Raw genomic sequence first — 25,904 nt, 5'->3', positions numbered from 1 at the left:
TTACTTTTTGAGCAGGGGAGCATTCTCGTAATTCTCAGGATCAGGTCAACCCTGGTTATTTAAAAAAGTAGCCCCCCCAAGACCACCTTGTAATTATTACAGAAACACTTACCACAGCAAACATTGGCACAACAGCATGAATTCATTTTCCCGACCTGTCTACACACTGCTTTTCGTCCCCTGCGTTTCTACCGATTTCTCTTACTTCACTATTATCAGAGCAAGGCATGATTTTCGCTGAAACAGTGTCTGGAAACTGACATTTCATACTATCTACTCCAAAAATTAAAATCGGTATTTTTACCTATTTGGTACACAATACTATGGATTGAGGGGTTTACTCTATGTATCCTGTAAGCAGATCAGATGTGTCTCACTTCCATCTCTATCAACATCTGAATCACACTTTTTGAACGTAATTTCGTTTTCATAACAAGTTTAATCAAACTGCAAATTCTTGCTGTTTACTTCGCATTCTGCTGAAAAGCAGATCAGCAGCTGAAGTCATCGAAGACTTCAATTGTAAAAGGAGAAACTATTCTCAACTTACTTTTCCCCGATCAAACATTTCATTTCGATGTGCCAAAGGAGAGAGAATATGCTACAAAACTCGCGCCACAAAAAAGGGTTCACTCTGATCGAACTTCTTGTCGTCATTGCAATTATTGCTATCTTAATCGCCCTTCTATTACCGGCTGTACAACAGGCAAGAGAAGCTGCCAGAAGGTCTACCTGTAAAAACAATCTGAAACAACTTGGACTGGCGTTCCACAATTACCATGATACGCATCGTAGTTTCCCGTATGCCTGGTTTTTAGATCCCACCAACCCTGCCAATCTAAAAGCCGGCAGCTATGGCACCATGCTGCTCCCCTATCTTGATCAAGCCCCCCTATATAATCAGTGGAACTCTTCATACCCCGCTTTGAATGAGTTCGCAGCGATTCCCCAGGTTGCTCAAAACCTGACTGTCATTGGGACACCTCTTCCCGTATTTATGTGCCCGTCGACTCCAGAAACGACGAAACACGACTATGACTTGACCCCAGGCTTTCCTTTCAGCTGGACTGCAGCTCGTTCCGACTATTGTCCTGCATCAGGCGTCAGGGGTACCTACTCGAGCCTTGCCTATACAGGGCACCCGGCAGCAGCCAGCCGAAGCGGAATGTTAAATTTTGTGGGCCTTAGCGCGGGAGGTTCCCCCGGAGACAGTATCACCAGAATTCGCGATATTATTGACGGCCCCTCCAATACGATCTTACTAGGAGAGCGAGTGGGTGGTAATAAGATTTATACCGGCACAACGGTTAATGCCGCTCAAACAGCATTGTTAGGGCCCAGTAACGGTGGCGGCTGGGGAGACTTCCTCAGCGGAGAACACTGGTACCAGGGGTCCCTACGTGATGGCTCCGATGGGGGAAGTGGTGGACCTTGTGCCATCAACTGTAGTAGTGCAAGAAGCACCGGTTTTTTAAGCTTCCATGTTGGTGGTGCCCATTTCCTGCTCGGCGATGGCGCAGTGCGGTTCATCAGCCAAAATGTCGACGCTTATACATTCGCCTCTCTTACCACAAGAGCAGGTGGCGAGATCGTTGGGGAATTCTAACCCCACCTCTCATACGGTTCATTGTATGTCGGCAGGCCCCCTCAGGTGCCTGCCGACGTTTAAGCACCACATTTCCCCTCTGGTACTACCTGAGAGAGTTCTATGCAAATACAGCAGACAGTCTTTCTAACACTGATCACAGCATCCATGTTTTCCTGCAGCAGCCCCGAGCAACCCTTCACCAAACAAACTTACCCGGTCAAAGGAAAAATTTCTGTCGACGGGAAAGAACCTGGTTCCCCCATCCAGATTCAATGCTTGAGCACAGGCGAAATTGACACAGAACATCCCACCGCATCAGGTAGCATTTCTGCCAATGATGGAACATTTGAACTGTCAACCTACACTAGCGGTGACGGAATCCCTCCTGGCGACTATACCTTAACTTTTGTCTGGAAGAAATATGACATCATGTCACGCGGCTACAGTGGCCCTGACAAACTCAAAAAGCGTTACGATAAACCGGAAAAATCTAAAATCAAATTTTCTGTGGTTGAAGGCAAGCCTACTGATCTCGGTACCATTGAATTAACCACAAAATAACTCCACATTTAATGAGTCTCTTCGAAAACAAATTTATAATGATCCAGCCTGCTTCTGGAGCTTCCTGGATCATAATTTAACGTCTGTCTGAAAACTGGAATGAATCTATGATTTCACGAGTCTTCACATTTTTGCTAGCCATTACAGTCGGATCCACTATTTTCGCGGCCGAGAACTCGAATGTTCCTGCTTCACTCAAAGCAGCTAGAGAAATCCCCGATGCGTTTTTCAATTACATTCAACGCAAAGAGCCAGCTTATAAGTGGGAGCTCCATGACTCGTTCTCACATGATGGCGTCACCGCCTATCCTGTTGAACTGACATCTCAAACCTGGCAGGGAATGACCTGGAAACACTGGTTGTATATCTTTGAGCCAGACACAGTTCGAATCAATAACAAGGTTCTCCTGTTTGTCACCGGAGGCAGCAACGGCTCTCGCCCCAGCGAGAAACGACTCCACCCGGCATTTTTACTGGCTAAAACAACCGGTGCCCGCATCGCCTTACTCACTCAGGTTCCAAACCAACCCCTGTTTGATGGAAAAAAAGAAGACGACCTGATTACAGAAACCTGGCTGCGTTACCTGAAAACAGGAGACGAAAACTGGCCACTGCTGTTTCCCATGGCTAAAAGCGCCGTCAAAGCGATGGATGCCATTCAGGAAATTGTTCGGGAAAAACGCAACACAATCATTGATGGCTTTGTCATTACTGGTGCCTCTAAACGAGGCTGGACCAGTTGGCTTACACCCGTCGTTGACAAGCGAATCATCGCTACAGCTCCGATTGTGATCGACACGCTCAACTTTAGAAAACAAATGAAACACCAGATTGCCACTTGGGGAAAATACAGCGAACAAATTATCGACTACACCAGCAAGGGACTAATTGTAGAAGGCGAAGAAAACCAGAGAGAGAGACACCTCCGCCGAATGATGGACCCTTATACCTACCGAAACCAGCTAAAACTACCCAAATTAATTATCAATGGAACCAACGACCCCTACTGGGTTGTTGATGCAATGCGTTTTTACTGGCCGGATCTGGTAGGACCGAAATACATTCTTCAGGTTCCGAATGCCGGTCACAATCTGGGTGACGGAGTTGAATATGCCCTTCAGACAATCGGCGCATTCTTTATTCATGCTGCAACAGGCAAAGAACTTCCGAAAATCGAATGGGACAACTCCACTGACTTTGAATTGAAGCTCACTTGTAAAAGCAAACCGACACAGGTCCGCCTGTGGAGTGCTTACTCGGAGACTAAAGATTTTCGAAACTCCAAATGGACTTCCAACGAAATCAACCCAAATGAAGATGTGTATTTAGCAAAAATAAACAAACCAGAAAAAGGGCATGTCGCTTATTACCTGGAGGCCATCTACACCATAAACCAAATCCCTTACTCACTATGCACGATTACGACAGCAAAATAATCGCATCACAACCTTTTATTTTTGGATTTTTGAAGCAGGAGATCCATTTTTAAAATCTTCAAAGAAGATTTCTTTTTCATCTATCGGTTTATTTCTTGAATGTTAAGATAATGTTTAGAGGGAGCTGATCCTCCCCAAAACATGAAAAGAAGGACCGTATTTGAAAGTGGTGAAAGGAACAACCACATGAAAAAGAAATCGCTCGCCCAGTCTTCTAACCCGACTCCAACCAAGTCTACCGCTCGAGCCACATCATTGCAGTTTGATGCGCCCCATTCTCTGGAGTGTGAAATCCAGCATGCATTAGCACTTGACTCTGATGTCTGCCTGAATTCCTTGGTTGTTCGTCGCACTAAAAATGGAGTCTGCCTCGAAGGTGTTCTCGAATTTGATGACGAATGTCCGGACATCTGCAACAGAATCAAGGCACTCACAGGCGTTGAAGAAGTCATCAATCACCTCATGATGAAAAAACGAATGCCGCTACCCCCAAAAGGGTAAGCAGTACTTTAGTTACCACTAGTACGCCTCAATGAAATTTATGTTGAGCAGGCTTCTTGTGCGCAGCAAACTCTCCCATTCGTTTGTTTTTTTGGCAAAAAAACAAAAATTCGTCTGTGCGCCGTTATCCACTTCTGCTAACTTTCGCGAATCAACCTCGCTGTTTTAGGCGTCTTCAACTCTGAAACACATCCTCAATCATGATCAACATTTTCCGACGCCCAAATTAAACCTTATTCAATTACTTTTCCCAGACTATTGCTGGACTCATGAAGAAAAAAGCAATCGTCCCAGGTACTTATTGCAGCACTTATCAGTAGCAGGAAGGCCACTATGAGTCTGAATCATCACTCGAATCAAGATACCATGGTACAAATCCGCTGGCTTATCCGCAGAGATATGCCAGAGGTCCTTCGAATTGAAGAGGAAAGCTTCGAGTTCACCTGGACGGAAGAGTATTTCCTAAGCTGTCTCAGACAACGAAACTGTATCGGTATGGTTGCGGAACACAATCACCAGATCGTCGGCTTCATGATATATGAACTTCATAAATCAATGATCCAGGTTTTGAATTTTGCAGTCGCCCCTGAGTTTCGACAGCAGGGAATCGGACGCCAGATGGTACAGCGCGTCATCGACAAACTATCCCAGCAACGTCGTCGCGAGATTGTACTGGAAGTACGTGAGACCAATCTGTCTGCTCAACTGTTTTTCCGCAAAATGGATTTCCGCGCTGTTTCCGTGTTGAGAAACTATTTTGAAGATGCAGGAGAGGATGCCTACGTTCTCCAATATCGCATGGAACGCGCTGAACAGGATTTCGCTCCCGGCCTTGCCCCCAAGAATCGGATCAGCAATTATCTCGATGCCTCGGATGCTGCCTGAAATTGACAGCGAATGACAAATCAGTTGCCAAGTGGATCTTCTTCCAGTCAGCAGACGCCTGCCATTCAACTTCGTGGCGTCCGTGTCCATAATCTGCAAAATATCAACCTGGACATCCCCCTCAATCAATTGACTGTCCTCTGCGGCGTCAGCGGGTCCGGCAAGACCAGCCTGGCTTTCGATACACTTTATGCAGAAGGCCAAAGACGCTACATCGAAACGCTTTCCGCATCTGCCCGGCAATACTTAAACCAACTCCCCAAGCCAGACGCCGACCATGTCTCTCATATTCCGCCCGCAATTGCCCTAAAGCAAAATGCAGGTAAAAGACAGTCAGGCAGCCGCGGAATCGAACCAACTGTGGCGATCGAATCAGGAATTCACCACTACTTAAGACTGCTGTATACATCCCTGGGACAAGTCATCTGCCCCACATGTCAGTTACCAGTCCTGCCACAAACACCGGAATCGGTTCTTGAGTTCCTGAAAACACTCCCTGAAAACAGACGCTACCAGATCTGTTACCCACTGCTCCTGGCAAAGGATCAACAACCAGCAGAGATCATTGAGGACCTTATCCAACAAGGCACAACGCGTGTCATTGCCAATCACAAAATATTTAAACTGACAGAGAATAGCGTACGAGAAATCAACCCTTCAGGAGATCCTTACCTGGTAGTCCTTGACCGCCTGAGTACAAAAAATCTTGAAGAACAACGCGTTCTGGACAGCTTGGAACTCGCGTTTGAATTATCATCCGGGCAGTCAGTGATCCTCGTCGAACATCATCCGGACATCGATAATTCAACGGTATCCCTGACAGTCGACGAGAAACTCTGGCTTCGCTATGATTTTTCGACAGATCTGACCTGCTCCCAATGCAAAAAAAATTTCTGTCTTCCGGAACCACAACTATTCAATTTTTTCAGCCCGACCGCTGCCTGTTCCACCTGCCAGGGAACCGGAGTGATTTCGGATTCCGCAAGTTCCTTGAAAACAACACAGGCTTGCCCCGAATGTCATGGCAGCCGGCTGAATACAGCCGCACTCGCGGTCCAGATCCAAAACAAAAACATCGACCAGCTCTGCCAACAATCGATTCTGGAACTGCAAAACTGGTTCTCAGAGTTGTCACAGAACCTGAATCAACCCGTTGAACAACATGTGACACCGCTTCTCCGTGAACTCAACAATCGACTGGACCTATTAGCCGAACTGGGAATCAGCTACCTGGCACTCAATCGCTCTATGCGAACGCTCTCCGGTGGAGAAGCACAACGCATCGCCTTGGCGTCAACTCTGTCCTCGAATCTGGTCAACACACTCTATGTGCTGGATGAACCATCCTCGGGTCTGCACCCTGTGGAAAACAGTCGCGTGATAACAGTTCTCCAGAAACTGTGTCGCCTCAACAACACACTCGTCCTCGTCGAACACGATGCAGACTTCATCCATACAGCCGATCACATTGTCGAACTGGGACCTGCCGCAGGTAAAGCAGGGGGCCAACTTGTTTTTGAAGGCACCTATGACCAACTCATTGCCTCGACTTCCTCACCTACTGGTGAAATTCTGAATGCCCCTTCGTCAGCAGCACTGAAATCGGTTCCGAGAAAAGTAGATCCCGACTGGATCACACTCAGTGGAATCACTTGTAACAACCTGAAAAACATCGCTGTTTCTTTTCCCCTGGAACAGTTATGTGTTGTCACAGGCATCAGCGGCAGCGGAAAAAGCAGCCTGATTGAACAGACTCTTTTTCCTGTTCTGTCAGACCTGCTGACGGAAACAGAACACGCTCATTCATTTCCGTTCTGCCAGTCAATAACTGGCAGCGAGCAGATTGACGAAGTCATCTTTCTAGACCAGTCACTCGTAGGCCAGACTCCCCGGAGTATACCGGCAACCTACCTGAATCTGTTCGACGACATTCGTTCGGTGTTTGCCCAGACCAGTGATGCAAAGCTGCGCAATCTCTCTCCCAGACATTTCAGTTTCAACAGCAAAAATGGTGGACGTTGTCCTGAATGCAAAGGGACGGGCTCTATTGAAATCGATTTGCAGTTCCTGGCGAACTTAAATATGACCTGCCCGGAATGTCATGGCAAACGCTATCAACGCGAGCTTCTGGAAATAAAATATCGCAAACTCAATATTGCCGAAGTACTGGAACTGACCGTTGATGAAGCGTTTCCTTTTTTTCGTGGTCAACCAGCGCTTCAAAAAAAGCTGAAACAACTCAAAGATGTCGGCCTGGGATACATTCCCTTAGGCCAGTCGACCCCCACGCTCTCGGGTGGAGAGTGCCAGCGACTAAAACTCGCAGCCTACCTGACCACCAGCAGTCGCAACAAGACTCTCTTCTTAATGAATGAACCAACGGCCGGATTGCATCCCTTGGATATCCGATATGTGATAAACTGTTTCGAACATTTACTCACAGCGGGGCACTCTATTATTGTCACCGAACACAACCTGGAAATGATTTGTGCCGCAGACCATATCATCGACCTGGGGCCGGAAGCTGGCGAAGCAGGAGGCTCCATTGTGACGACGGGCACCCCCGCAGAAATCGCCCAACACCCCACCTCTCACACCGCGACTGCAATCAAAAAACGGCTCTCACATTCCTGAAGATCACAAGACTCAACGCTTCCGCCGCTGTCGTTTTCCTTTTTTTCCAGATCGAGATGCTTTCCCGGTTTGCTTGTTTCCAGCCGCGCCTCCCGTTTTTTTCAAATCATCTATGCGATCCCGCAATAATGCAGCTCGCTCAAACTCCAGCTTTTCGGCCGCTTCCAGCATCTCCTTTTCCAGCTCACCCAGAAATTCCTGAGTGATGTACTCTGACTCGTCTGAAAACCCGACGGATTCCCGCACAAATTGACGGGCTTCGATTTCTTCCTCAATGCCGCGTTTGATGGCTTTCTTGATAGACTCCGGTGTAATCCCATGCTCGCGATTATATTCTTCCTGAATCGCGCGGCGACGTTCGGTCTCGTCGATCGCATTCTGCATGCTGTTCGTCATCCGGTCTGCGTAAAGAATGACTTCCGCGTTGACATGCCGTGCTGAACGACCGATGGTTTGAATCAGACTGGTTTCACTTCGCAAAAACCCTTCCTTGTCGGCATCGAGAATGGCAACCAGTGAGACCTCGGGAATATCCAGACCTTCCCGTAATAAGTTGATCCCGACAACAACATCATATTTCTGCTCTCGCAGCCCTCGTAATATTTCCACGCGTTCAAACGCATCTAACTCGGAATGCAACCAGGCACAGCGAATTCCTTCCTCTTGAAAATAAGAGGAGAGATCTTCCGCTAACCGCTTGGTCAACGTTGTCACCAACACACGTTCTTTCACCGCAACGCGTTTCAGAATCTCCTCCTTCAAATGGGGAACCTGTCCTCGGGCCGGCACAATTCGAATCACGGGATCAATCAACCCGGTCGGACGAATGACCTGTTCAACCACTTCCCCTTCGACACGCTCCAGTTCCCAGTCACCGGGTGTCGCAGAGACAAAAACCGTCTGTCGGCGTCGTTCGTTCCATTCATCAAAAGTCAACGGGCGATTGTCCAGCGCCATCGGTAAACGGAACCCATGCTCAACCAGATTCGTCTTCCGAGACCGGTCTCCTGCAAACATCGCACGTACCTGAGAAACCGTCACATGAGATTCATCGACGAACAACAGATAATCATCGGGAAAGAAGTCAAGCAACGTATCCGGTGGCGAACCCGGTTTTCGACCTGCCAATGCGCGGCTGTAATTCTCGATCCCCGGACAAAAACCAACTTCCTCCAGCAGCTCCATATCATAACGGGTTCGCGCACTGAGCCTTTGAGACTCAAGCAACTTTCCTTCATTCTGCAACACCTGCAGCCGTTCGTCCAATTCGCTCTGAATTTCGTGAATGGCAGACTCAATTCGCTCCTGGGGCAGTACAAAATGCTTGGCCGGATAAATATACGCTTCCTGCACTGTCCGCAATACTTCGCCTGTCAGAGGATTGATCACCGCGAGATTTTCAATTTCATCGCCCCAGAATTCAATTCGATATGCGAACTCTTCGTAAGCGGGCCAGCACTCTACCACATCTCCGCGAACCCGAAATTTGGCTCGCGCGAGCTCAACATTATTTCGATCATACTGAATATCAATCAGCTTCCGCAGCATCTCGTCGCGATCAATCTCAGTGCCCACTCGAAGTGGGATCATCATTTCCAGATAGTCTTTGGGAGAACCCAAACCATAAATACAACTGACGCTGGCAACTACAATCACATCCCGGCGACTGACCAGTGCACTGGTCGCCAATAAACGCAGACGGTCGATTTCATCATTGATCGACGCATCTTTCTCAATGTAGATATCCCGTTGCGGAATATAGGCTTCCGGCTGATAGTAATCGTAATAGCTGACAAAATATGTGACGGCGTTCTCCGGAAAAAACTCTTTAAACTCCGAATACAATTGGGCGGCCAAAGTTTTGTTGTGCGAAAGAATCAGAGCAGGGCGGCCCAACTCTGCGATCACATTCGCCATCGTGAACGTTTTCCCCGATCCCGTGACCCCCAGCAAGACCTGATCCGACTTTCCCTCTTGAATCCCCTTGATCAGACCTTCAATAGCACGAGGCTGATCCCCCGAGGGCTGGAAGTCACTCTTTAACTGGAAAACGGACATACTCAATGATTCCTCTAGTTCTATTTTATCCCGTTAGAACGTTTCTGATACTCAATGCTTCCGACGTGGAATGGGGATATCTGTGTTTATTGTAGAGGAAAGACTTCGGCAGGGGAAAGGGACCAAAAGAGCAGAATCAAAGTGCCATCTATTTCAGGCATATGTGCAAATTCTTCCAGATTAGACTCCCATTTTAATCTGGATACCTGAAAAAAACTGCCAGCTTAGTCTTCAGCCCCTGTTTCATCTGACGGGGGCTCTGTATCGGTCAGATCTTCAGAGGATGTAGTCGCCTCTTCACCCCCTGGCACATCCTGGCTCACATCATTCAGTTTCTCTGTTTCACTCGCATCTGTTTCACCAGTATCCGAGAGAGGAGGCATTACCCAGATTTCGCTATATTCCACAGGCTGCTCCGCCCGGAATTGATGATGTCGCAGGAGCTCCAGGATCGCCAGAAAAATACCAATGATCCGACTGCGCAGATTCTCTCCCTGAAAGAAGTCACTGAACGCAACCCGCTGTTCTTCACGAACACGGGCACCGATCAATTCGACATAGGTCGAAATCGGTGTATCGTCATAGGTGATACTCGACTGTTCTTCGACTTCCTTGCGTTTAACGACCCGCGCTAGCGCACTGACCAGATCCCACAGCTCGACTTCTTTAATCAGGTCTTCGGATGGATCTTTCCCTGATTTAGGACGTTCATCCGATAACCGCGGATAATGTTCCTGCCATTCCGCTGCGTGTTCTTCCAACGCATTGGCGGCATCCTTGAACTTTTTATATTCCAGCAGCTGCTGAATCAGATCGCTACGGGGATCATCAATGACCTCCGCGATTTCTTCTTCTTCCGCCCGCGGCAGGACCATCCGACTTTTGATTTCTGCGAGTGTGCTAGCCATCACGATAAAATCGCCCACCAGATCCAGATCGATCAACTCCAGAACATTGAGAAACTCGTTAAAAGAAGACGTAATCCGAGCGACAGGCAGGTCGAGAATGTCCAGTTCATTACGTCGAATCAAATACAACAGCAAGTCCAATGGACCACTGTATATACTTAGATCGACCCGGTATTGCGCAGTCGTCATAGTTTCGTTTCGGGCTCAACTAACAGATATTGTCTTCACGATCCATCGTTAAACTGTTACCTGTCTTTTAGTTATATCGCATTTCTAATCAAGAATAGAATACGATGAGTCGTCAGTCATCGCGGTATTCAATCGCATATTATCGTTATCGTCAGATTAACCGCTACAGATTCATCGATTCCGATTTCCAGACCGAGAAATAAAAAATCGGCAAGTCGTTATGACTTGCCGATTTTCGAGTACATCAACTCACGATGACACAAAGCTGACTAAGATCAAACAATCCGAAATTCGGATCAGGCAGCTTTGCGGACAGGCATTTGCAGAATTTGTGGCTCGGGCTCTTCACAAGCCGTCAGGAAGTTTTCGAAGACCTGCATATCTAACGCAGACGCGGAATGATTTTGGGGATGCCATTGCACGCCCACACAGAACCAGTCTTCATCAGGAACTTCAATTGCTTCAATGACACCATCCGGGGCAGTCGCTGAAACCACAAACATTTTCGAAATATAATTCACGGCCATATGATGTTGGCTGTTAACCCGAATTTCACCCGGTCCGTACATTTTGTCAACCCGTGTTCCGGGGACAATATTGATAATATGTCGTAGATTGGATTCGACTGCATCACGGTGATACATCGCACCGGCAACATCTTCGATTACATGTTGATGCAGTGTTCCGCCACTGATCACATTCATCATCTGCATGCCGGAACCGATTGCCAAAATCGGCATCTTCTTTTCCATTGCCATGGTGCAAATCCGGCGATCAAAGTCTTCACGTCGCAGAGGCATCGCCCGTGACGCGGGATGTTTTTCAAATCCCAGACGAATGGGATCGAGGTCCAGAGTACATCCTGAAAGCACAAGACCATCGAGTTGTTCTAAAAACTGTTTTAAGTCGTCGTCATCGGCCAATGGCGGAATCATCACGGGAATCCCGCCAGCATCGGTTACCGAATCATAATAGCCGGTATAAAACCAGCTCAACGCCTGTGCTTCTTTTTGCTCAGCGCGATAGTCTCCGGTAATTCCGATCAAGGGCTTTTTAGACATGGTTCCATCCTTCACTTCAATGCACTTCCTGTGCGGTCAAAAAATATTCCGGGGATAAAACGGGAACTCCCCAAAGTAACAGACCGGCGGAAGCAAACTACAGAAAGACGCGCCAAAGAAGTGCGTTCGAGCGGATGAAATTCCCCCCTGTCGAACGAATAGAAATAGAATCCATTCTCTTTTAGCGGTCCGTTCCTTCGGTCCGTTTCGTACTGAAAAAAACTCAGTAGTCTCAAATGTTTGTTTCATGAATCATTCCAAATCACTTGAGTGAGCGGATCTTAGTAACCTGAAATCAGGCTGTCCAGCGAATCGATCATTTTGAGCGAAAATTTTCTCATTCAATCTTTGACATACCACATCTTGTGCCAGCTCGATTTCAGGAGTCTGAAATCTCCCACTTTGAGAAATATTTTTCACTGAATTTATCAAAATTCTTCTCGCAGATCTGCTGGAAAAGAACATCTCATTGACGCGGAAATCTTTTTTAACCCTCGAAAACACCTTAGAAACAGGGCTTTGATTTACCTCTTGACTCCCTCATCCCACTCCTTAAATTGCGGGTTTAGCGTCGCGCGCGCGAGTGACTCGTTTTTTTATAGTGCATACGCCATAACCTGTTAATCGATTCACTATTCAAAACTCCTGTTTTTAAAGGACCAAACATGGACCTCCCTTTATTCAGTTTCCGATGAGCAGTTGTTTTCGTTCCGCTTCGATGCCGCTTCAAAGAAGGATCACTGACTATCACAGCCACTTCCTGAAACTTCCCACTTGCTTCGTTGACACTGTTCCGCATGATACAAATCTCTGTATCCAAACTGTTTGAATGGGAGTTGCATCAGGAGAAATCAGTCAGCCTGATTTCTCTGTACAACTTCGTGCAACAGGACTGATTCCTGACAGGCTTGATGCTATCAGATAAAACCACATTCACAGAGATGAAAAGCCGGCACTGCTTAAGTAGCCTCTACCACTTCAGTCTGAGGTTGTGTTCGTGTTGCCAATGCTGGCAGGAACAGCGTGCCGAGCGTCGCCAGAATCAGACAGGGAATGATGGCATGAAACGCCTGATGCGGAACATCCAGAGCCACAAAGTGACTCGTAATTTTGGCCTGGATCATCCCGCCTCCGCCCCAGGCCATTCCCATCGTAATCGCCGAAGCCACTCCGCCCCCATTGGGAAACAGTTGATGTGAATAGGAAACCATCGCCGGGCTGGTCCCCCACAAAATCAAGCCGCTGGGAATCAGGAGAAGCGTCATGAGCCAAGTCGGACAACCTTCCCACCCCAGCACAAACATTAACGGAATCCCCAACAACGGACAGGCAATCATAAATGCTTTTTCATGGCCCGACTTGAAACGGAACGCCATGAGCAACATTCCGGCACTGGCAGAAAACAGAAACACCGATTGCGTCATTCCAATCTCAAACGCAGACGCGCCCTGTTTTTCAAGAATGAAGGAAATCAGTTTATCCATCGCCATATTCGGTACCAGCCTGAGCGAACAGACCAGAAACAGAAAGAACGCTAAAAAGACGCGTCCTTCCAGCATCTGCGACAGTGACTGTACCGGCTTTTTCCGATCTCGTTCAAACAGGGCAGCAGGCGGCTTTCCCAAATGGTACAGCAACAGAATCAGTCCGGAATACAAGGGCGCCAACACCCAGATACTGGACAGACCCCAGGTCGAAACAATCGCACCACAAATCAATGGCCCGAGTGCCAGCCCCATGGCGCCGCCAAACATAAATAACGATAGACTTCGTGTGCGGCGTTCCGGTATCAAAGAACCTGCGATCACTGCTGCTTCGGGATGAAAGGAACCAATGCCAATCCCTCCCAGCAACAGTGCCACGCTCAATACAATCAAGCTGTTTGCCGGCCCGACCATCGGCATCAGAGCCGCCCCCAGTAATGGGCCCAGCCACAATATGGATTTGATCGGATAGCGATCGCGCAGATATCCAAAGACCGGCTGCGCGAGAGAGGATGCAAGCGCATGAATGGTCAGCACCATGAACAAGGTGTTCTCGGTTAATGAATGCACACGTTTTAACTCACCCCACAAGGGACCCACAATAATCGCCGAAGCATCAACGATAATGTGGGTCAGCGTGAGACAGATCAGACAACGATAGGCGTGAGACATTTCTGGTATAACTTCAAGGCGGGAGTTCGATTTGAAAGCAGACTCTATTCTACAGAGCCAGACAGGAATTTGGGAATCAGGTTCATAAGACTGTCTGCCTGTTTTTATTACTTTTTTCATCCCACTCTGAAAATAGCTTGTATTGTGATTTCGTCAGAAAAAAGCTATACCTGCGATATCACATCGACTTTTTTGCAAACTATTCAGAGAGAACATTCCTTGGACACTGCTTCAGAGTGGACCTTTCAATCAACCAGTGAAACAGAGACCCAACGCCTGGGAACCATGCTGGCACAACGACTTGAACCAGGAACCGTTATTGCCCTAAATGGTAATTTAGGTGCAGGGAAAACCCGTCTGGTCCAGGCAATCGCAGCTGCGCTGGGAGTGGATCGCGCCGAGGTCAACAGCCCGACGTTTGTTCTGATCCAGGAATACCAGGGACGCCTTCCGCTGTATCACTTCGATACTTACCGCTTGCAGGATACCGATGAATTCCTGGAGCTTGGTGCCGATGACCTGCTGTACTCAGACGGCATCTGCCTGATTGAATGGGCTGACAAGGTCGCGGAAGTCTTGCCTCGCGATTTACTGCAAATCAACATCGAACACAGTTCTGATACGGCACGCACTTTTCACATTAAAGGGCAGGGCTCCCGTTCAACCAAAATCGTTGATGCACTCAAACGAGAAAATCCTGAATGTGGCCAGTGAGATTCTCATCCCTAAACTCTGAATCAGGATACCGGCTATGACCGTGGCATCAGAAGAAAAACTGTTGGTAACCGGCGGGACAGGCCTGGTCGGCAGTCGCGTCATTCAACGCGCGCTGGAATCAGGAATCCCTACGAAGGCCATGGTGCGTTCGCCAGCAGAAGCAGAGTTCTTAGCAGAACAGGGTGCCGAACTGATTGAAGCAGATCTGACAGATTATAAAACTCTGAAAGAGGTTCTCCGCGGTGTCACGATAGTTGTGCATACCGCGGCGAAGGTCGGCGACTGGGGCCCTGTCGACGAATATCGCAAAACCAACGTCGGCGGCCTGGAATCTCTATTGACCGCACTGGAAGAACAATGCCTGATCAAGCATTTCATCCATATCAGTTCGCTGGGCGTTTATGAAGCCCGTGATCACTTTGGGACCGATGAAACAGAGTCGCCTCATACTGCCGGCATCGATGGCTACACACTCAGCAAAATCGAAGCTGAGCAGCTTCTGCAGAAACATTCACTCCCTTACACGATTCTACGTCCCGGATTTATTTACGGCCCACGCGACCGTACCGTCTTACCGCGTATTCTGGAGCGATTGAAATCAGGACAGTTCGCGTACCTCGGCTCTCCTGAAAACCTGATGAACAATACTTACGTCGAACATCTGGTCGATGCTATCTTTCTGGCTCTGTTCAACGAAGAAGCACTCAACCAGATTTATAATGTCACAGACATCACCCTGGTTAGTAAACGAGAATTTATCTCCACCATCGCCGAACTCGCTCAGTATCCAATCCCCCAGAAAGTTGTTCCGCTGCCCATTGCCCGAAATCTGGCCCGAGTTCTGGAAGGCCTCTGGAGATTCCTGGGTAAGAAACAGGCTCCCATCCTCTCACAGGCACGCATCAAGTTCCTGGGGCTGAACCTGGATTTCAGTACGCAAAAAGCCCAGCAAGAGCTCGATTATCACCCTGAAAAGTCGTTTCAGCAGGCAATGACGGAAACGATTGACTGGTTTCGCGAAAACCACAAACTCCCGTAGGTTACCGGGGATGATGAATTTTGCATGAAAAGATGCCGTAATCCACTCCCATCAGAACGCTCGCATTTGACCCTGCTTGGACCTGATGGGTAGAATAGTCATCATGGAAAGTGAATCAACGCAAGCAACTGTACTGCCCGAACAAAGTCAGCCAACGGAGCCGCCGAAATGGTCATGGCGGCGGTACATTATCAAATCGCTGATTCAGGTAACGATCATCTTTTCCCTGTATGTCCTTTCCATCGGACCGTTTTTCTGGCAATGGTACGCTTCATTTAACTCGATGAGCTCACCTTTCTTCGCGTCGTTCTACATGCCGCTGCTACTGGCCTGCGACCTTTGCCCGCCGCTCTCCGACGGCGTGAACTGGTATATCAGCCTCTGGATCGGCTGATCAAACCTGCGTTTCACCTCAATCAGGCAGATGGATATTTTCTCGGCAACCGATGCCATTCCGGTTTCATCAACTCTCACACATATCAAAAACCAAAATCTCAATGCCGCAAGGTTGATTGACAAACGGAAGAATCCAAATACACTCAAGAGTAGAAGACCGTGAAGGAACTTCCTTCTGTTTTCTGCACTCAAATTCTCTCACAGCTTTAGCTGATTATAGCCTGGATGGCGTCCAAATAGACGGGAGCACGGAATATTATGAGCGACCCACGCCCTTTTGCTCATCTACATTGTCACACCCATTTCAGTATGCTGGATGGTGCCAGCCGCATCCCTGAAATGGTGAGCAAAGTCAAAGAAGCCGGCATGAATTCGCTGGCGATTACCGATCACGGCAATCTTTACGGCGCGATGGACTTTTACCAGCAATGCCGCAGCCAGGACATCAATCCGATCCTGGGGCTGGAAGCGTATATCGCCCCCCGCAGCCGCTTCGAAAAAGGGGCCTCACGAATGAAAGAGGCCAGCTTTCACCTGACTTTGCTGGCACAAAACCGTCAGGGCTTTGAAAATCTGATCAAACTCTCTTCCACATCGTATCTCGAAGGGTTCTATTACAAACCCCGTATCGACAAGGAAATCCTGGAAGCCCACAGTGAAGGTCTGATCCTGCTCACAGGCTGTGCAGCAGGAGAACTGTCGCACCATATTCTCGGCGAAAACTTTGAGGAAGCGGAAAAGCTGTGCGCCTGGTATGAAAAAGTGTTTGGTGACCGTGTTTACATGGAAGTTCAGAACGCTGGTCTGGAGATTCAACGGCAGTGCCTGGAAGGCACGGTCGACCTTGCCAATAAGATGGGACTGCCCCTGGTCGCCACCAACGACGCCCACTATGTCGACCAAAAAGACGCCGTCGCCCAGGACGTCCTGCTCTGCGTCAGTACACGCTCTGTGGTGAGCGATGAAAAACGGATGAAAATGACCGGCGATCAGTTTTTCGTCCGCACACAGGATGAAATGTACGACGCCTTTCCAGGACTGGAACACGCGGTCGCACGTACACAGGAACTGGCGGAACGGGTCGACATTCAGATGTCGGACAAAAAATTCTACCCGGTCTTTCAGCCGCCTGATGGCATGACTGATACGCAATATCTGCGCAAACTCTGTGAAGACCGCCTGCCGATAAAATACGGTGACGAACTGACTCAGGCCCACTGGGATCGACTGCACCTGGAACTGGGCGTGATCGAGCAAATGGGGTATTCCAGCTACTTCCTGATCGTCTGGGACTTCGTCCAGTTTGCAGAAAACGAAGGAATTCCCTGTACGGCCCGTGGTTCGGCTTGTGGGGCGATTGTGGCCTTCCTGTTGGGAATGTCGCAAGTCTGCCCACTGAAATACGACCTGCTGTTTGAACGGTTTCTGGACCCCAGCCGTTCGGAACCACCTGACATCGATATCGATTTCTGCCGCGACCGCCGTCAGTTGGTGATCGATTATACCAAAGAGAAATACGGCGAAAAAAGCGTCGCACAAATCGGCACGTTTGGTACCCTGAAAGCAAAAGCCGCCATTCGCGACGTTGGGCGCGCGCTGGGGGTCCCGCTGGCACGTGTGAACGAAATCGCTAAAATGATTCCTGAATCTCTCGGAATCAAACTCAAGGATGCACTTACAGAAAGTCCCGATCTGCAAACCGCCTATGATCAGGATTCGGAAGTCAAACAACTTCTCGACCTCGCAATGCAGCTGGAAGGCTTATGCCGCAGTGCCGGTACTCACGCGGCGGGGGTTGTGGTCGCCGACCTGCCTCTTTCAGAAGTTGTCCCGCTGCAAACCATTACCGGCAAAACCGACATCATCACCCAATGGGATGGTCCCACTGTGGAATCGGTGGGCCTGCTCAAGATGGACTTCCTCGGTTTGCGCAACCTCACGATTCTGGACAAAGCCGTTCAGAACGTGAAAAAACATTGCGGCATCGATATCGATCCTCACAAATTGCCTCTGGATGACAAGGAAACGTTCGAACTCTTACAACGGGGAGAAACCAAAGGGATCTTCCAGTTGGAAAGTGGCGGGATGCGTGACCTGCTGACCAAGATGCGACCGGACAAATTCGAAGACATCATCGCAACATCCGCCTTGTATCGCCCGGGTCCTCTGGAAGGAGGAATGGTAATGCAGTACGTCGATGTAAAGCACAACCGGATTCCGATCCCGAAAGTGCATCCCATTGTGGATGAAATTCTGGATGAGACCTACGGCGTAATGGTCTACCAGGAACAGGTCATGCGGATTCTGAACCGTGTGGGTGGCATCGAGCTTTCTGCCGCGTATCGTTGTATTAAAGCCATCAGTAAGAAAAAACTGAAAATCATCGCCGACTTCCGCGACCAGTATCTGGCGGGCGCAAAAGAAAACGACGTCGACGTCAAACTGGCAACCGACCTGTTCGAGATGATCGAAAAATTCGCCGGCTACGGCTTTAATAAATCGCATTCGACTGCATACGGCGGCGTGGCTTATGCAACTGCCTATCTAAAAGCACATTACCCCAAAGAATTCATGGCGGCACTCCTTTCCTGCGGAATGGAAAGCCACGAGCGCATTAACGAACACGTCGATGACTGTCGCCGGATGAAAATAGAAGTACTGCCGCCCGATATCAATCACTCGGACGTCGAATTCAGCGTCGAAGGCGAGAAAATCCGCTTCGGTATGGGTGCCATCAAAGGGGTCGGCGAGCAGGTTCTGGAAGCGGTCGTCAAAGAACGGGAAGAAAACGGACTGTTCCTGAATCTGTATAATCTCTGCGAACGGGTCGACCCGAAAACGTTGAATAAGAGCACCCTCGAAATTCTGATCAAAGCAGGAGCACTTAGCAGTCTGGGAGGAAACCAGGCGCAATTGATGCTCTCCGTCGAGCGGGCGGTACAGTCAGCTCTCAACATCCATCGTGATCGAGCCCGCGGGCAGAAAAGCCTGTTTGGCGATGAACCAGCAGACGATGAACCAGGCGGCGCCGAGGAAGCGATTTTACCCGAAGCGGAAGATTGGCCACGTGCTCAGAAACTGGGCGCGGAAAAAGAAGTCTTCGGCTTTTACCTCACATCACACCCACTGGCCGAAATGGGAACATCACTGACCAAATACGCGCAACACCAGACAAACGAACTGGCGGAAATGGATGATCGGGTCGAAGTCATCCTGGCCGGCATGGTTTCCTCTATCAAAATGGCAGCCACTAAAAAGCCAAGCAAGAACGGAAATACCCGTTACGCTAACTTTGACCTTGAAGATCCCCACGGCCTTGTTCGCTGCATCATGTGGCCCGAACAGTTCGCATCAATGGGTGAAAAAGTCAAAATGGAAGCGATGGTGATCATCAAAGGGAAAATCGACAAACGGGGCAGGGAACCCAATGTGATTGTTGATCAGTTGCTGACCCTCAATGACGCCCGCAAACAGTTCACCGATCGCCTGGCTATCAACTTCAAACGTGGTGTCCACACCCGTCAGGATATGGTCAACGTGCACGATGTTTTGACTCAGTATCCGGGACAGACAGAAGTCCTGCTTGTCGTTGACTCCGTCGATCAGGAGAAGCCCAATACCCATTTGCGTTATGTTCTGAACCCTCCCGGAAGCATGCGTGTATCCTGCAGTAATGAGCTTGAAAACCAACTGACTGCTGTCATCGGCGAGAGTCATATTCACTTCCATACTCCGATTAAGAAAAAAAATACGAATGGAAGTATGGGCCGCTAAAACCTTTGCAGCAAGAGGGTAAAACAAAGTCCGCGTTCTGTCATTTTTTAAGAAATCTTGCCGTTCCCTCAAGCCGAAAATAAGATATAGTTAGCATAACTATCAGGGGGTTCAGGTTATTCAGGACACATGTGATGAAAAAAACGGGAATCATTATCTTGGCTTTGACAGGTATCTCAGCCCCATTCCTGTTAAAAACAGTGAATTCAGAGCAGATTCCTTCTCAGCAAAGTCGTAGTAAAACTCTGCGACAGCAGCCGATTCTGCAACAAATTCCAGCCCGATTGGCCCACAAGAATACTCTCAACCAGATTACGGATGCTGCGGCTCAAAAACCGGAATCAACGGGCTCTTTTGAAGGGTTCTCTTCCGAGCAAATACTGGCAAAACTCGTCGGTAAATGGGAACAAACCAAAAGTTCCAGCAAGCAAATCCTGACCATCAAGGAAAATGGGACAGCGACGATGCTGATCGAACCGCAAGGCCTTTGGACAGCCGTTCTGGGAAAACAGGTCACCATCGATATCGAATGGAGCCTCAACGCCGCCACTCTGACTCTGCGTGCCGTCGGTGGAAAGCCGGAAAACAAGCTGGATTACATCAGACAGCTCTGGGGAAGTGAATTTGTCCGCGAGATCAACTCCATTGAGGACAAAATGTTCACGCTTCGTGATAACAAAGGCGATGTCAGCCAAAAGTGGATTCGCACCGCATACTGAGCCGAATCGACGATTCCGCCAAACTGTAGCTTCCCAGGCAATGAGTTTACTTGTACTCTCACCCATTTTGCCTATCATAGGGGCAGGATATATCTCAAGATCAACTGCCCGGATTCTCACAAATCATGATCAGACTGGAGTTTCCACCGTTTCTTCAGCCTCTGATCAACTGGCAGGACTGATGTTACTCCAAAACCGAGCCCGGATGGCCGGACTAAAACCAAATTGCTTCTAATGCTCTGAAAGATCTATTTGATGAACACTCAGGTTAATTCGTCTCCTTCACGCTGGCAGACTCTCGCGGATCAGGTTCTGTCTGGTTATCAGATTACCCACAAAGAAGGGTTGGAGATCCTGAATTCTTCTGATGATGAGTTGCTCGACTTACTGGCGGCTACTTTTCGGATCCGTCAGAAAGCATTTGGGAAGCAGGTTCAGCTCTACTACTTGAAAAATGCGAAAAGTGGTCTCTGTCCCGAAGATTGTGGCTACTGTTCACAGGCCCGCGGATCGAAAGCAGAAATCCCCAAATATCGCATGCTGAATGAAGAGAAACTGCTGGACGGCGCCAAAGCCGCTGATGAGGCCAAAGCAGGCACTTATTGCATCGTCGCCAGTGGACGTGGACCAACTGACAAAGAAGTTGACCACGTCGCTTCCGTCGTCGAAAAGATCAAATCATCATACGACTTACGAATTTGCTGCTGCCTGGGACTGTTAAACGAAGATCAGGCCAAACGCCTGCAACAGGCTGGCGTGAATCGTATCAACCATAATCTCAACACCAGCCGTGAGTATTACGAAAAGATCTGTACCACCCATACCTACGAAGATCGCCTGCAAACACTCAAAGTCGCCCGGGATGCCGGCATGGAACTCTGTAGCGGCCTGATTGTCGGAATGGGTGAAACCCCGGAAGACATCGTCGATGCCACATTCGAATTGCGTGAGCTCGAAACAAAATCCATTCCGGTCAATTTCCTGAATTCGATTGATGGTACCTCACTGGAAGCCGTCGACGAACTCGATCCCCGCTATTGCCTGAAAGCACTCTGTCTATTCAGAATGGCACATCCCACTACAGAAATCCGCATTGCCGGCGGGCGGGAAGTGAACCTGCGATCGATGCAGGCTATGGGCTTATACGCTGCCAATTCAATGTTCGTCAGCGATTACCTGACGACTAAAGGACAAGCCGCAGAAGCTGACTACGAAATGATTTCCGATCTTGGATTTGAGGTCATTATTTCCGGACATGAGATGAAAGCAACCGACGCAGCCCCCGAATTGGCTGCCCAGAGTGAGTCCTGTTAATCCAGCAACATTCCAGATTTTGCCGTGAGATTCAGGATTTCTCAAACCCCTTACGTAGATTGAGGTTGTAAGAAAATCCGCGTCTTTCTATGATCCCACCATTGAAGGTGAGTGCGCGCATTACATGCCTCGTCTTTATCTCTGGGAATGGAATCCGAATTAACTGAGTCAGGGAGCACCTGAAATGAATTCAGGCAGACTGAGAGCCAGCCACCTTACCGGCGAACCGGTAGCCGGGCACGAAACAAACCCCACCTTCAAAATTTTCCCCAGTACCGAAGCAGCCCCCTTCGATCATCCGGAACAGTTGTTGAAAGGGATTGCTCGTTCGCGCGACTACCTGCTGTCTCAACAACATGAAGACGGGTATTGGGTCGGCGAGTTAGAAGGCGATTCCATTCTGGAATCGGAATACATCCTGCTACTGGCATTTCTCGGAAAACATGATTCAGAAGAAGCCATCCAGGCCGCGAATTACTTGATGGATATCCAGATGCCTGACGGGGGTTGGAACATGTACCCGGAAGGCCCCATCGAAATCAGCGCTTCGGTCAAAGCCTACTTTGCTCTCAAGCTCACCGGACATTCCCCCGAAGCCGACTACATGCAGCGCGCCCGAATCGCCATTCTGGCAGCCGGCGGTGTCGAAGCCGTCAACAGCTTCACCCGTTTTTATCTCGCATTACTGGGAGTCATTCCGTACTCAAAATGCCCGGCAGTGCCTCCTGAATTGATGCTGATCCCCCGTTGGATGCCGTTCAATATCTTTGAGATGTCTGCCTGGTCACGCACAATTCTCGTTCCCCTCAGTATCCTCTGGGCATATCGTCCTTCAATCACTCTACCACCAGAGCAGGAAATCACAGAACTGTTTACCGGCGACCCGGCTTCCTATCCCAGAACCATTCCCAAATCAGAAGCTCTGGATACACTCAAAAAGAAAACCTGGATCAACTGGCATCGCTTCTTTCAACTCGTAGACCTGGGTTATAAAAGCCTGGAAAATCTGGGAATCAAACCACTACGAAAACGAGCCGTCAACAAAGCCCACGAATGGATGAAAGCCCGCTTTGAACACAGCGACGGGCTGGGCGCCATCTTTCCGCCCATTGTCTGGACTGTGATTGCACTCAAATGTCTGGGAGAAGACGAGAGCAGCCCTGATATCCAGCGGGCCTTGCGTGAATTAAAAAAGCTGCAGATCAAAGAAGGTGATCGCATCCGCCTGCAACCTTGTAAATCTCCTGTCTGGGACACTGCGATCAGCACGATCGCGTTACGCGAAGCAGGCGTTTCGAATCGACATCCGGCAATTCGAAAGAGCGTCAAATGGCTCCTCTCCCAGGAAGCACGACAGCCGGGAGACTGGGTCAATTCCAGTCGTTCACAAACTCCGGGCGGCTGGTACTTTGAATTCAATAATGAGTTTTATCCCGACGTCGATGATACTGCGATGGTGATTATGGCCCTGCGACGCTGCATGCCAAAATCGCTAAAAAACGACCAGTGGCTGACCGACTTCATGGTGACTCCGGAATGGAACCCGTATGAAGAAGATCTCGACACCGAAGCTATCATCGCCGGGCGAAGCGAATCGCGAGAACAGGCCTTTGCTGATCTGGATCTGTTGCAGCCGATGATTGGCGCCATTCAGCGCGGCATGCATTGGATGCTGGGCATGCAAAATAAAGATGGAGGCTGGGGTGCCTTTGACCGTGATAACAACCGCGAATTATTCACCCAGGTTCCCTTTGCCGATCATAACGCGATGGTGGATCCGAGCACCGCTGATCTCACGGCGCGTGTACTGGAAGCGTTCGCAGATATGCAACTGCCAATCAGCCACCCCGCATGCCAACGCGCTATCGAATATGTCTGGAGTGAACAGGAAGACGACCACTGCTGGTATGGCCGCTGGGGCGTGAATTACCTGTACGGAACGTGGCAGTCGATTGTTGGTCTGACTCAAATCGGGGTCCCCGCAGACGACCCGCGCATTGTCCGTGCAATTGGCTGGCTTAAATCAACGCAACAACCATCGGGAGGCTGGGGAGAAACAGCAGACAGCTATGCCGACCCGTCCCTACGCGGACAGGGAGCCGAAACTCCCTCGCAAACAGCCTGGGCTTTAATGGGATTGATGGCGGCGGGCGAAATTGACTCGGCGGCGGTGCGGCGCGGAATTCACTTTTTACTGGATACGCAAAGGTCTGATGGAAACTGGGATGAAGCCCCCTTTACGGGAACCGGTTTCCCCAAGGTGTTCTATCTCAAATACCACCTCTACCGCACCTATTTTCCTTTGATGGCATTAGCCCGTTTTGAGCGTTTACGGCGTTGATTTTCAACTCAACAATTGCCATCACAAGCATGAGTATTTCTTCTTATGCACAGAACGTCACGTTCGTCGAAAAAAGAATATTCTTGACAAAATTTAATAAAATAAACCCTATAAAAAAGGGCCTCAAAGACGTTACACTAAACACAACAGCACCCCGGAAAAATTATTTTCCAGTTTTTTTTAAACTAACTTTAAACCGTTCTTGTTTCCTCCTCATTACAGATGTAATTTCACCTGCTGCTCAAGCTCACTCTGTTTCTTACAGAGTTGAATTTCGCTTTAAGCAGGCGCCCTCTACAAACACACTGTTTTGACTGGAGTAATGATGAAGAGATGCAAAGGAACCGCTCAGCGCGGATTCACACTGATCGAACTACTTGTTGTAATTGCAATCATTGCGATTCTGATTGCCTTACTTCTCCCTGCCGTCCAACAGGCACGTGAAGCAGCCCGTCGTTCAAACTGCAAAAACAATTTGAAGCAAATCGGACTCGCGCTCCATAACTACCACGAAACATTCAGCATCTTCCCTCCCGGTTATGTTGGTACTGGTGCCAGCGCACAGAATCCGAACCTCCTGGCATGGTCAGCGATGATTCTGCCTTTCATCGACCAGGCAAACTTGTACAACCAGATGAGCTCTTCCATGTTCCATAATCCAGGTACAGGTGGCTGGTTAACTGTTGCAAATGTCAGTCCCGCAGTTGCTGCGACGACACAGGCTCAGACTGTCATTCCCTTCTACAACTGCCCTTCCGACCCCATGGGTGGCCGGAATGCAGATCGCCCCAGCCCAACCAATAATTACCAATGGGGAAAATCAAACTATCCTGCTGTGAGAGATTCGGTTTACTGGAACGCTGCTACACCAGCTGCCGTAACAGTAAAGGGTAGCTTTGGGAACAGTGACACAAAAGTTCGTTTCCGCGACATGACAGACGGTACCAGCAACATCATCATGGTCGGTGAGCGAGCCACTCTGGATACACCTGGTAGCCCTGGTATCACGCGTACTGGTGCAATTTGGGTTGGCTTCCATGTTGATGGTGACACCAACACTACTGATATCAATTCAATTAGCGGAACAGCATCAAGTGCCGACGGCACAGGCCCTCAAACTTCTCAACTCATCAACCAGGGAAGCGAGCACGCATTCAGCAGCCCGCACGTTGGTGGATGTCACTTCCTGATGGGTGATGGAAAAGTTCGATTCATTAGCGAAAACATCAACGGCGACACCTATACCTGGCTTGCTGGTATTAACGATGGCAAAGTAATTGGTGAATTCTAAAATAAGAACAACACCAGAATATGGTTTCAGCTCTACTTGAGTAGCTGAACAGCAAATAACAAACAGGCAGTATTTCGACCTTCAAACCGTTGAAATCGCTGCCTGTTTTGCGTTCACCAGTGAATCAACTCAAAACAGAAAACGTCATCAAAACCCCTCCTTTAGAAAATTCTTATTGCACATATCGGGGAAATTCGATATCGTTCCCTGTTGACTCACATACTACAAGATCTACAACAGGCGTCCTCCAATTGAGTCAGAGATAAAATTCTTCAGTGGTTCGGGATCGTGAAATCGTTTCTGATCCCGCATTGAAGAAAGTGATTCAATGTACGA

18 protein-coding genes are annotated in these 25,904 nt (G+C 48.9%); 14 read left to right on the top strand and 4 right to left on the bottom strand.

Going from position 1 to position 25,904, the window contains the following annotated elements; translation table 11 throughout:
- Positions 1-598 precede the first annotated feature (598 nt).
- The 6 genes from Enr17x_RS12270 to Enr17x_RS12245 all read left to right on the top strand — a co-directional run bounded on the left by Enr17x_RS12270 (position 599) and on the right by Enr17x_RS12245 (position 7,605).
- Positions 599-1,606 (top strand): DUF1559 domain-containing protein, encoded by a 1,008-nt coding sequence (locus tag Enr17x_RS12270; RefSeq protein ID WP_145309088.1) that lies wholly within the window; start codon positions 599-601, stop codon positions 1,604-1,606.
- Positions 1,607-1,708: 102 nt separating this feature from the next.
- A complete protein-coding gene (locus Enr17x_RS12265; RefSeq protein ID WP_145309086.1) occupies positions 1,709-2,149 on the top strand; it encodes a hypothetical protein in 441 nt (146 codons plus the stop codon).
- Between the two features lie 107 nt (positions 2,150-2,256).
- Positions 2,257-3,585 (top strand): PhoPQ-activated pathogenicity-related family protein, encoded by a 1,329-nt coding sequence (locus Enr17x_RS12260; RefSeq protein ID WP_145309084.1) that lies wholly within the window; start codon positions 2,257-2,259, stop codon positions 3,583-3,585.
- A 186-nt stretch (positions 3,586-3,771) separates the two neighbouring features.
- Positions 3,772-4,086, top strand: a complete 315-nt coding sequence (locus Enr17x_RS12255) for a hypothetical protein (RefSeq protein WP_145309082.1) — start codon at positions 3,772-3,774, stop codon at positions 4,084-4,086.
- Between the two features lie 333 nt (positions 4,087-4,419).
- The gene (gene rimI, locus Enr17x_RS12250) at positions 4,420-4,971 is read left to right on the top strand and encodes a ribosomal protein S18-alanine N-acetyltransferase (protein WP_145309080.1); all 552 of its coding nucleotides are present in this window, start codon (positions 4,420-4,422) and stop codon (positions 4,969-4,971) included.
- Between the two features lie 12 nt (positions 4,972-4,983).
- Entirely contained in the window at positions 4,984-7,605 is a 2,622-nt protein-coding gene (locus tag Enr17x_RS12245; protein WP_145309078.1) for an excinuclease ABC subunit UvrA, read from the top strand.
- 12 nt (positions 7,606-7,617) lie between these two features.
- Here Enr17x_RS12245 and uvrB read toward each other — a convergent pair whose 3' ends face one another.
- From uvrB to Enr17x_RS12225, 4 genes are all read right to left on the bottom strand, one after another.
- Positions 7,618-9,663, bottom strand: coding sequence for an excinuclease ABC subunit UvrB (gene uvrB / locus Enr17x_RS12240; RefSeq protein WP_145309076.1), 2,046 nt, complete (start codon positions 9,661-9,663; stop codon positions 7,618-7,620).
- A 224-nt stretch (positions 9,664-9,887) separates the two neighbouring features.
- The gene (locus Enr17x_RS12235; RefSeq protein ID WP_145309074.1) at positions 9,888-10,760 is read right to left on the bottom strand and encodes a segregation and condensation protein A; all 873 of its coding nucleotides are present in this window, start codon (positions 10,758-10,760) and stop codon (positions 9,888-9,890) included.
- 296 nt (positions 10,761-11,056) lie between these two features.
- The gene (locus Enr17x_RS12230; protein WP_145309072.1) at positions 11,057-11,821 is read right to left on the bottom strand and encodes a gamma-glutamyl-gamma-aminobutyrate hydrolase family protein; all 765 of its coding nucleotides are present in this window, start codon (positions 11,819-11,821) and stop codon (positions 11,057-11,059) included.
- A 959-nt stretch (positions 11,822-12,780) separates the two neighbouring features.
- Positions 12,781-13,977 (bottom strand): MFS transporter, encoded by a 1,197-nt coding sequence (locus Enr17x_RS12225; RefSeq protein ID WP_198001118.1) that lies wholly within the window; start codon positions 13,975-13,977, stop codon positions 12,781-12,783.
- A 219-nt stretch (positions 13,978-14,196) separates the two neighbouring features.
- On the opposite strand from Enr17x_RS12225, the gene tsaE reads away from it, so the two are divergent.
- The 8 genes from tsaE to Enr17x_RS12185 all read left to right on the top strand — a co-directional run bounded on the left by tsaE (position 14,197) and on the right by Enr17x_RS12185 (position 25,568).
- Entirely contained in the window at positions 14,197-14,691 is a 495-nt protein-coding gene (gene tsaE / locus Enr17x_RS12220) for a tRNA (adenosine(37)-N6)-threonylcarbamoyltransferase complex ATPase subunit type 1 TsaE (RefSeq protein WP_145309067.1), read from the top strand.
- Between the two features lie 37 nt (positions 14,692-14,728).
- The gene (locus Enr17x_RS12215) at positions 14,729-15,733 is read left to right on the top strand and encodes an NAD-dependent epimerase/dehydratase family protein (protein WP_145309065.1); all 1,005 of its coding nucleotides are present in this window, start codon (positions 14,729-14,731) and stop codon (positions 15,731-15,733) included.
- 103 nt (positions 15,734-15,836) lie between these two features.
- Positions 15,837-16,127: a hypothetical protein gene (locus Enr17x_RS12210; RefSeq protein WP_145309063.1), complete on the top strand. Its 291-nt coding sequence runs from the start codon at positions 15,837-15,839 to the stop codon at positions 16,125-16,127.
- A 260-nt stretch (positions 16,128-16,387) separates the two neighbouring features.
- The gene (gene dnaE, locus Enr17x_RS12205) at positions 16,388-19,903 is read left to right on the top strand and encodes a DNA polymerase III subunit alpha (RefSeq protein WP_145309061.1); all 3,516 of its coding nucleotides are present in this window, start codon (positions 16,388-16,390) and stop codon (positions 19,901-19,903) included.
- Between the two features lie 134 nt (positions 19,904-20,037).
- A complete protein-coding gene (locus Enr17x_RS12200; RefSeq protein WP_145309059.1) occupies positions 20,038-20,622 on the top strand; it encodes a hypothetical protein in 585 nt (194 codons plus the stop codon).
- 255 nt (positions 20,623-20,877) lie between these two features.
- Entirely contained in the window at positions 20,878-21,936 is a 1,059-nt protein-coding gene (bioB, locus tag Enr17x_RS12195) for a biotin synthase BioB (RefSeq protein ID WP_145309057.1), read from the top strand.
- A 184-nt stretch (positions 21,937-22,120) separates the two neighbouring features.
- Positions 22,121-24,277, top strand: a complete 2,157-nt coding sequence (locus tag Enr17x_RS12190; RefSeq protein WP_145309056.1) for a terpene cyclase/mutase family protein — start codon at positions 22,121-22,123, stop codon at positions 24,275-24,277.
- A gap of 322 nt (positions 24,278-24,599) precedes the next feature.
- A complete protein-coding gene (locus tag Enr17x_RS12185) occupies positions 24,600-25,568 on the top strand; it encodes a DUF1559 domain-containing protein (protein ID WP_315853063.1) in 969 nt (322 codons plus the stop codon).
- Positions 25,569-25,904: the final 336 nt, after the last annotated feature.

The sequence above is a fragment of the Gimesia fumaroli genome, from assembly GCF_007754425.1.
Lineage (GTDB): Bacteria > Planctomycetota > Planctomycetia > Planctomycetales > Planctomycetaceae > Gimesia > Gimesia fumaroli.
Note: the sequence above shows the minus strand (reverse complement) of the source record. Positions and strands in the feature narration are given on the sequence as shown.

Excerpts from the sequence above, each read along its gene's own strand:
- Enr17x_RS12260 (WP_145309084.1), top strand. The coding sequence starts at position 2,257 with ATGATTTCACGAGTCTTCACATTTTTGCTAGCCATTACAGTCGGATCC.
- uvrB (WP_145309076.1), bottom strand. The coding sequence starts at position 9,663 with ATGTCCGTTTTCCAGTTAAAGAGTGACTTCCAGCCCTCGGGGGATCAG.
- Enr17x_RS12235 (WP_145309074.1), bottom strand. The coding sequence starts at position 10,760 with ATGACGACTGCGCAATACCGGGTCGATCTAAGTATATACAGTGGTCCA.
- Enr17x_RS12255 (WP_145309082.1), top strand. The coding sequence starts at position 3,772 with ATGAAAAAGAAATCGCTCGCCCAGTCTTCTAACCCGACTCCAACCAAG.
- Enr17x_RS12200 (WP_145309059.1), top strand. The coding sequence starts at position 20,038 with ATGAAAAAAACGGGAATCATTATCTTGGCTTTGACAGGTATCTCAGCC.
- Enr17x_RS12210 (WP_145309063.1), top strand. The coding sequence starts at position 15,837 with ATGGAAAGTGAATCAACGCAAGCAACTGTACTGCCCGAACAAAGTCAG.
- bioB (WP_145309057.1), top strand. The coding sequence starts at position 20,878 with ATGAACACTCAGGTTAATTCGTCTCCTTCACGCTGGCAGACTCTCGCG.
- dnaE (WP_145309061.1), top strand. The coding sequence starts at position 16,388 with ATGAGCGACCCACGCCCTTTTGCTCATCTACATTGTCACACCCATTTC.
- Enr17x_RS12270 (WP_145309088.1), top strand. The coding sequence starts at position 599 with ATGCTACAAAACTCGCGCCACAAAAAAGGGTTCACTCTGATCGAACTT.
- Enr17x_RS12230 (WP_145309072.1), bottom strand. The coding sequence starts at position 11,821 with ATGTCTAAAAAGCCCTTGATCGGAATTACCGGAGACTATCGCGCTGAG.
- Enr17x_RS12185 (WP_315853063.1), top strand. The coding sequence starts at position 24,600 with ATGATGAAGAGATGCAAAGGAACCGCTCAGCGCGGATTCACACTGATC.
- Enr17x_RS12265 (WP_145309086.1), top strand. The coding sequence starts at position 1,709 with ATGCAAATACAGCAGACAGTCTTTCTAACACTGATCACAGCATCCATG.
- Enr17x_RS12215 (WP_145309065.1), top strand. The coding sequence starts at position 14,729 with ATGACCGTGGCATCAGAAGAAAAACTGTTGGTAACCGGCGGGACAGGC.
- Enr17x_RS12225 (WP_198001118.1), bottom strand. The coding sequence starts at position 13,977 with ATGTCTCACGCCTATCGTTGTCTGATCTGTCTCACGCTGACCCACATT.
- rimI (WP_145309080.1), top strand. The coding sequence starts at position 4,420 with ATGAGTCTGAATCATCACTCGAATCAAGATACCATGGTACAAATCCGC.
- Enr17x_RS12245 (WP_145309078.1), top strand. The coding sequence starts at position 4,984 with ATGACAAATCAGTTGCCAAGTGGATCTTCTTCCAGTCAGCAGACGCCT.
- Enr17x_RS12190 (WP_145309056.1), top strand. The coding sequence starts at position 22,121 with ATGAATTCAGGCAGACTGAGAGCCAGCCACCTTACCGGCGAACCGGTA.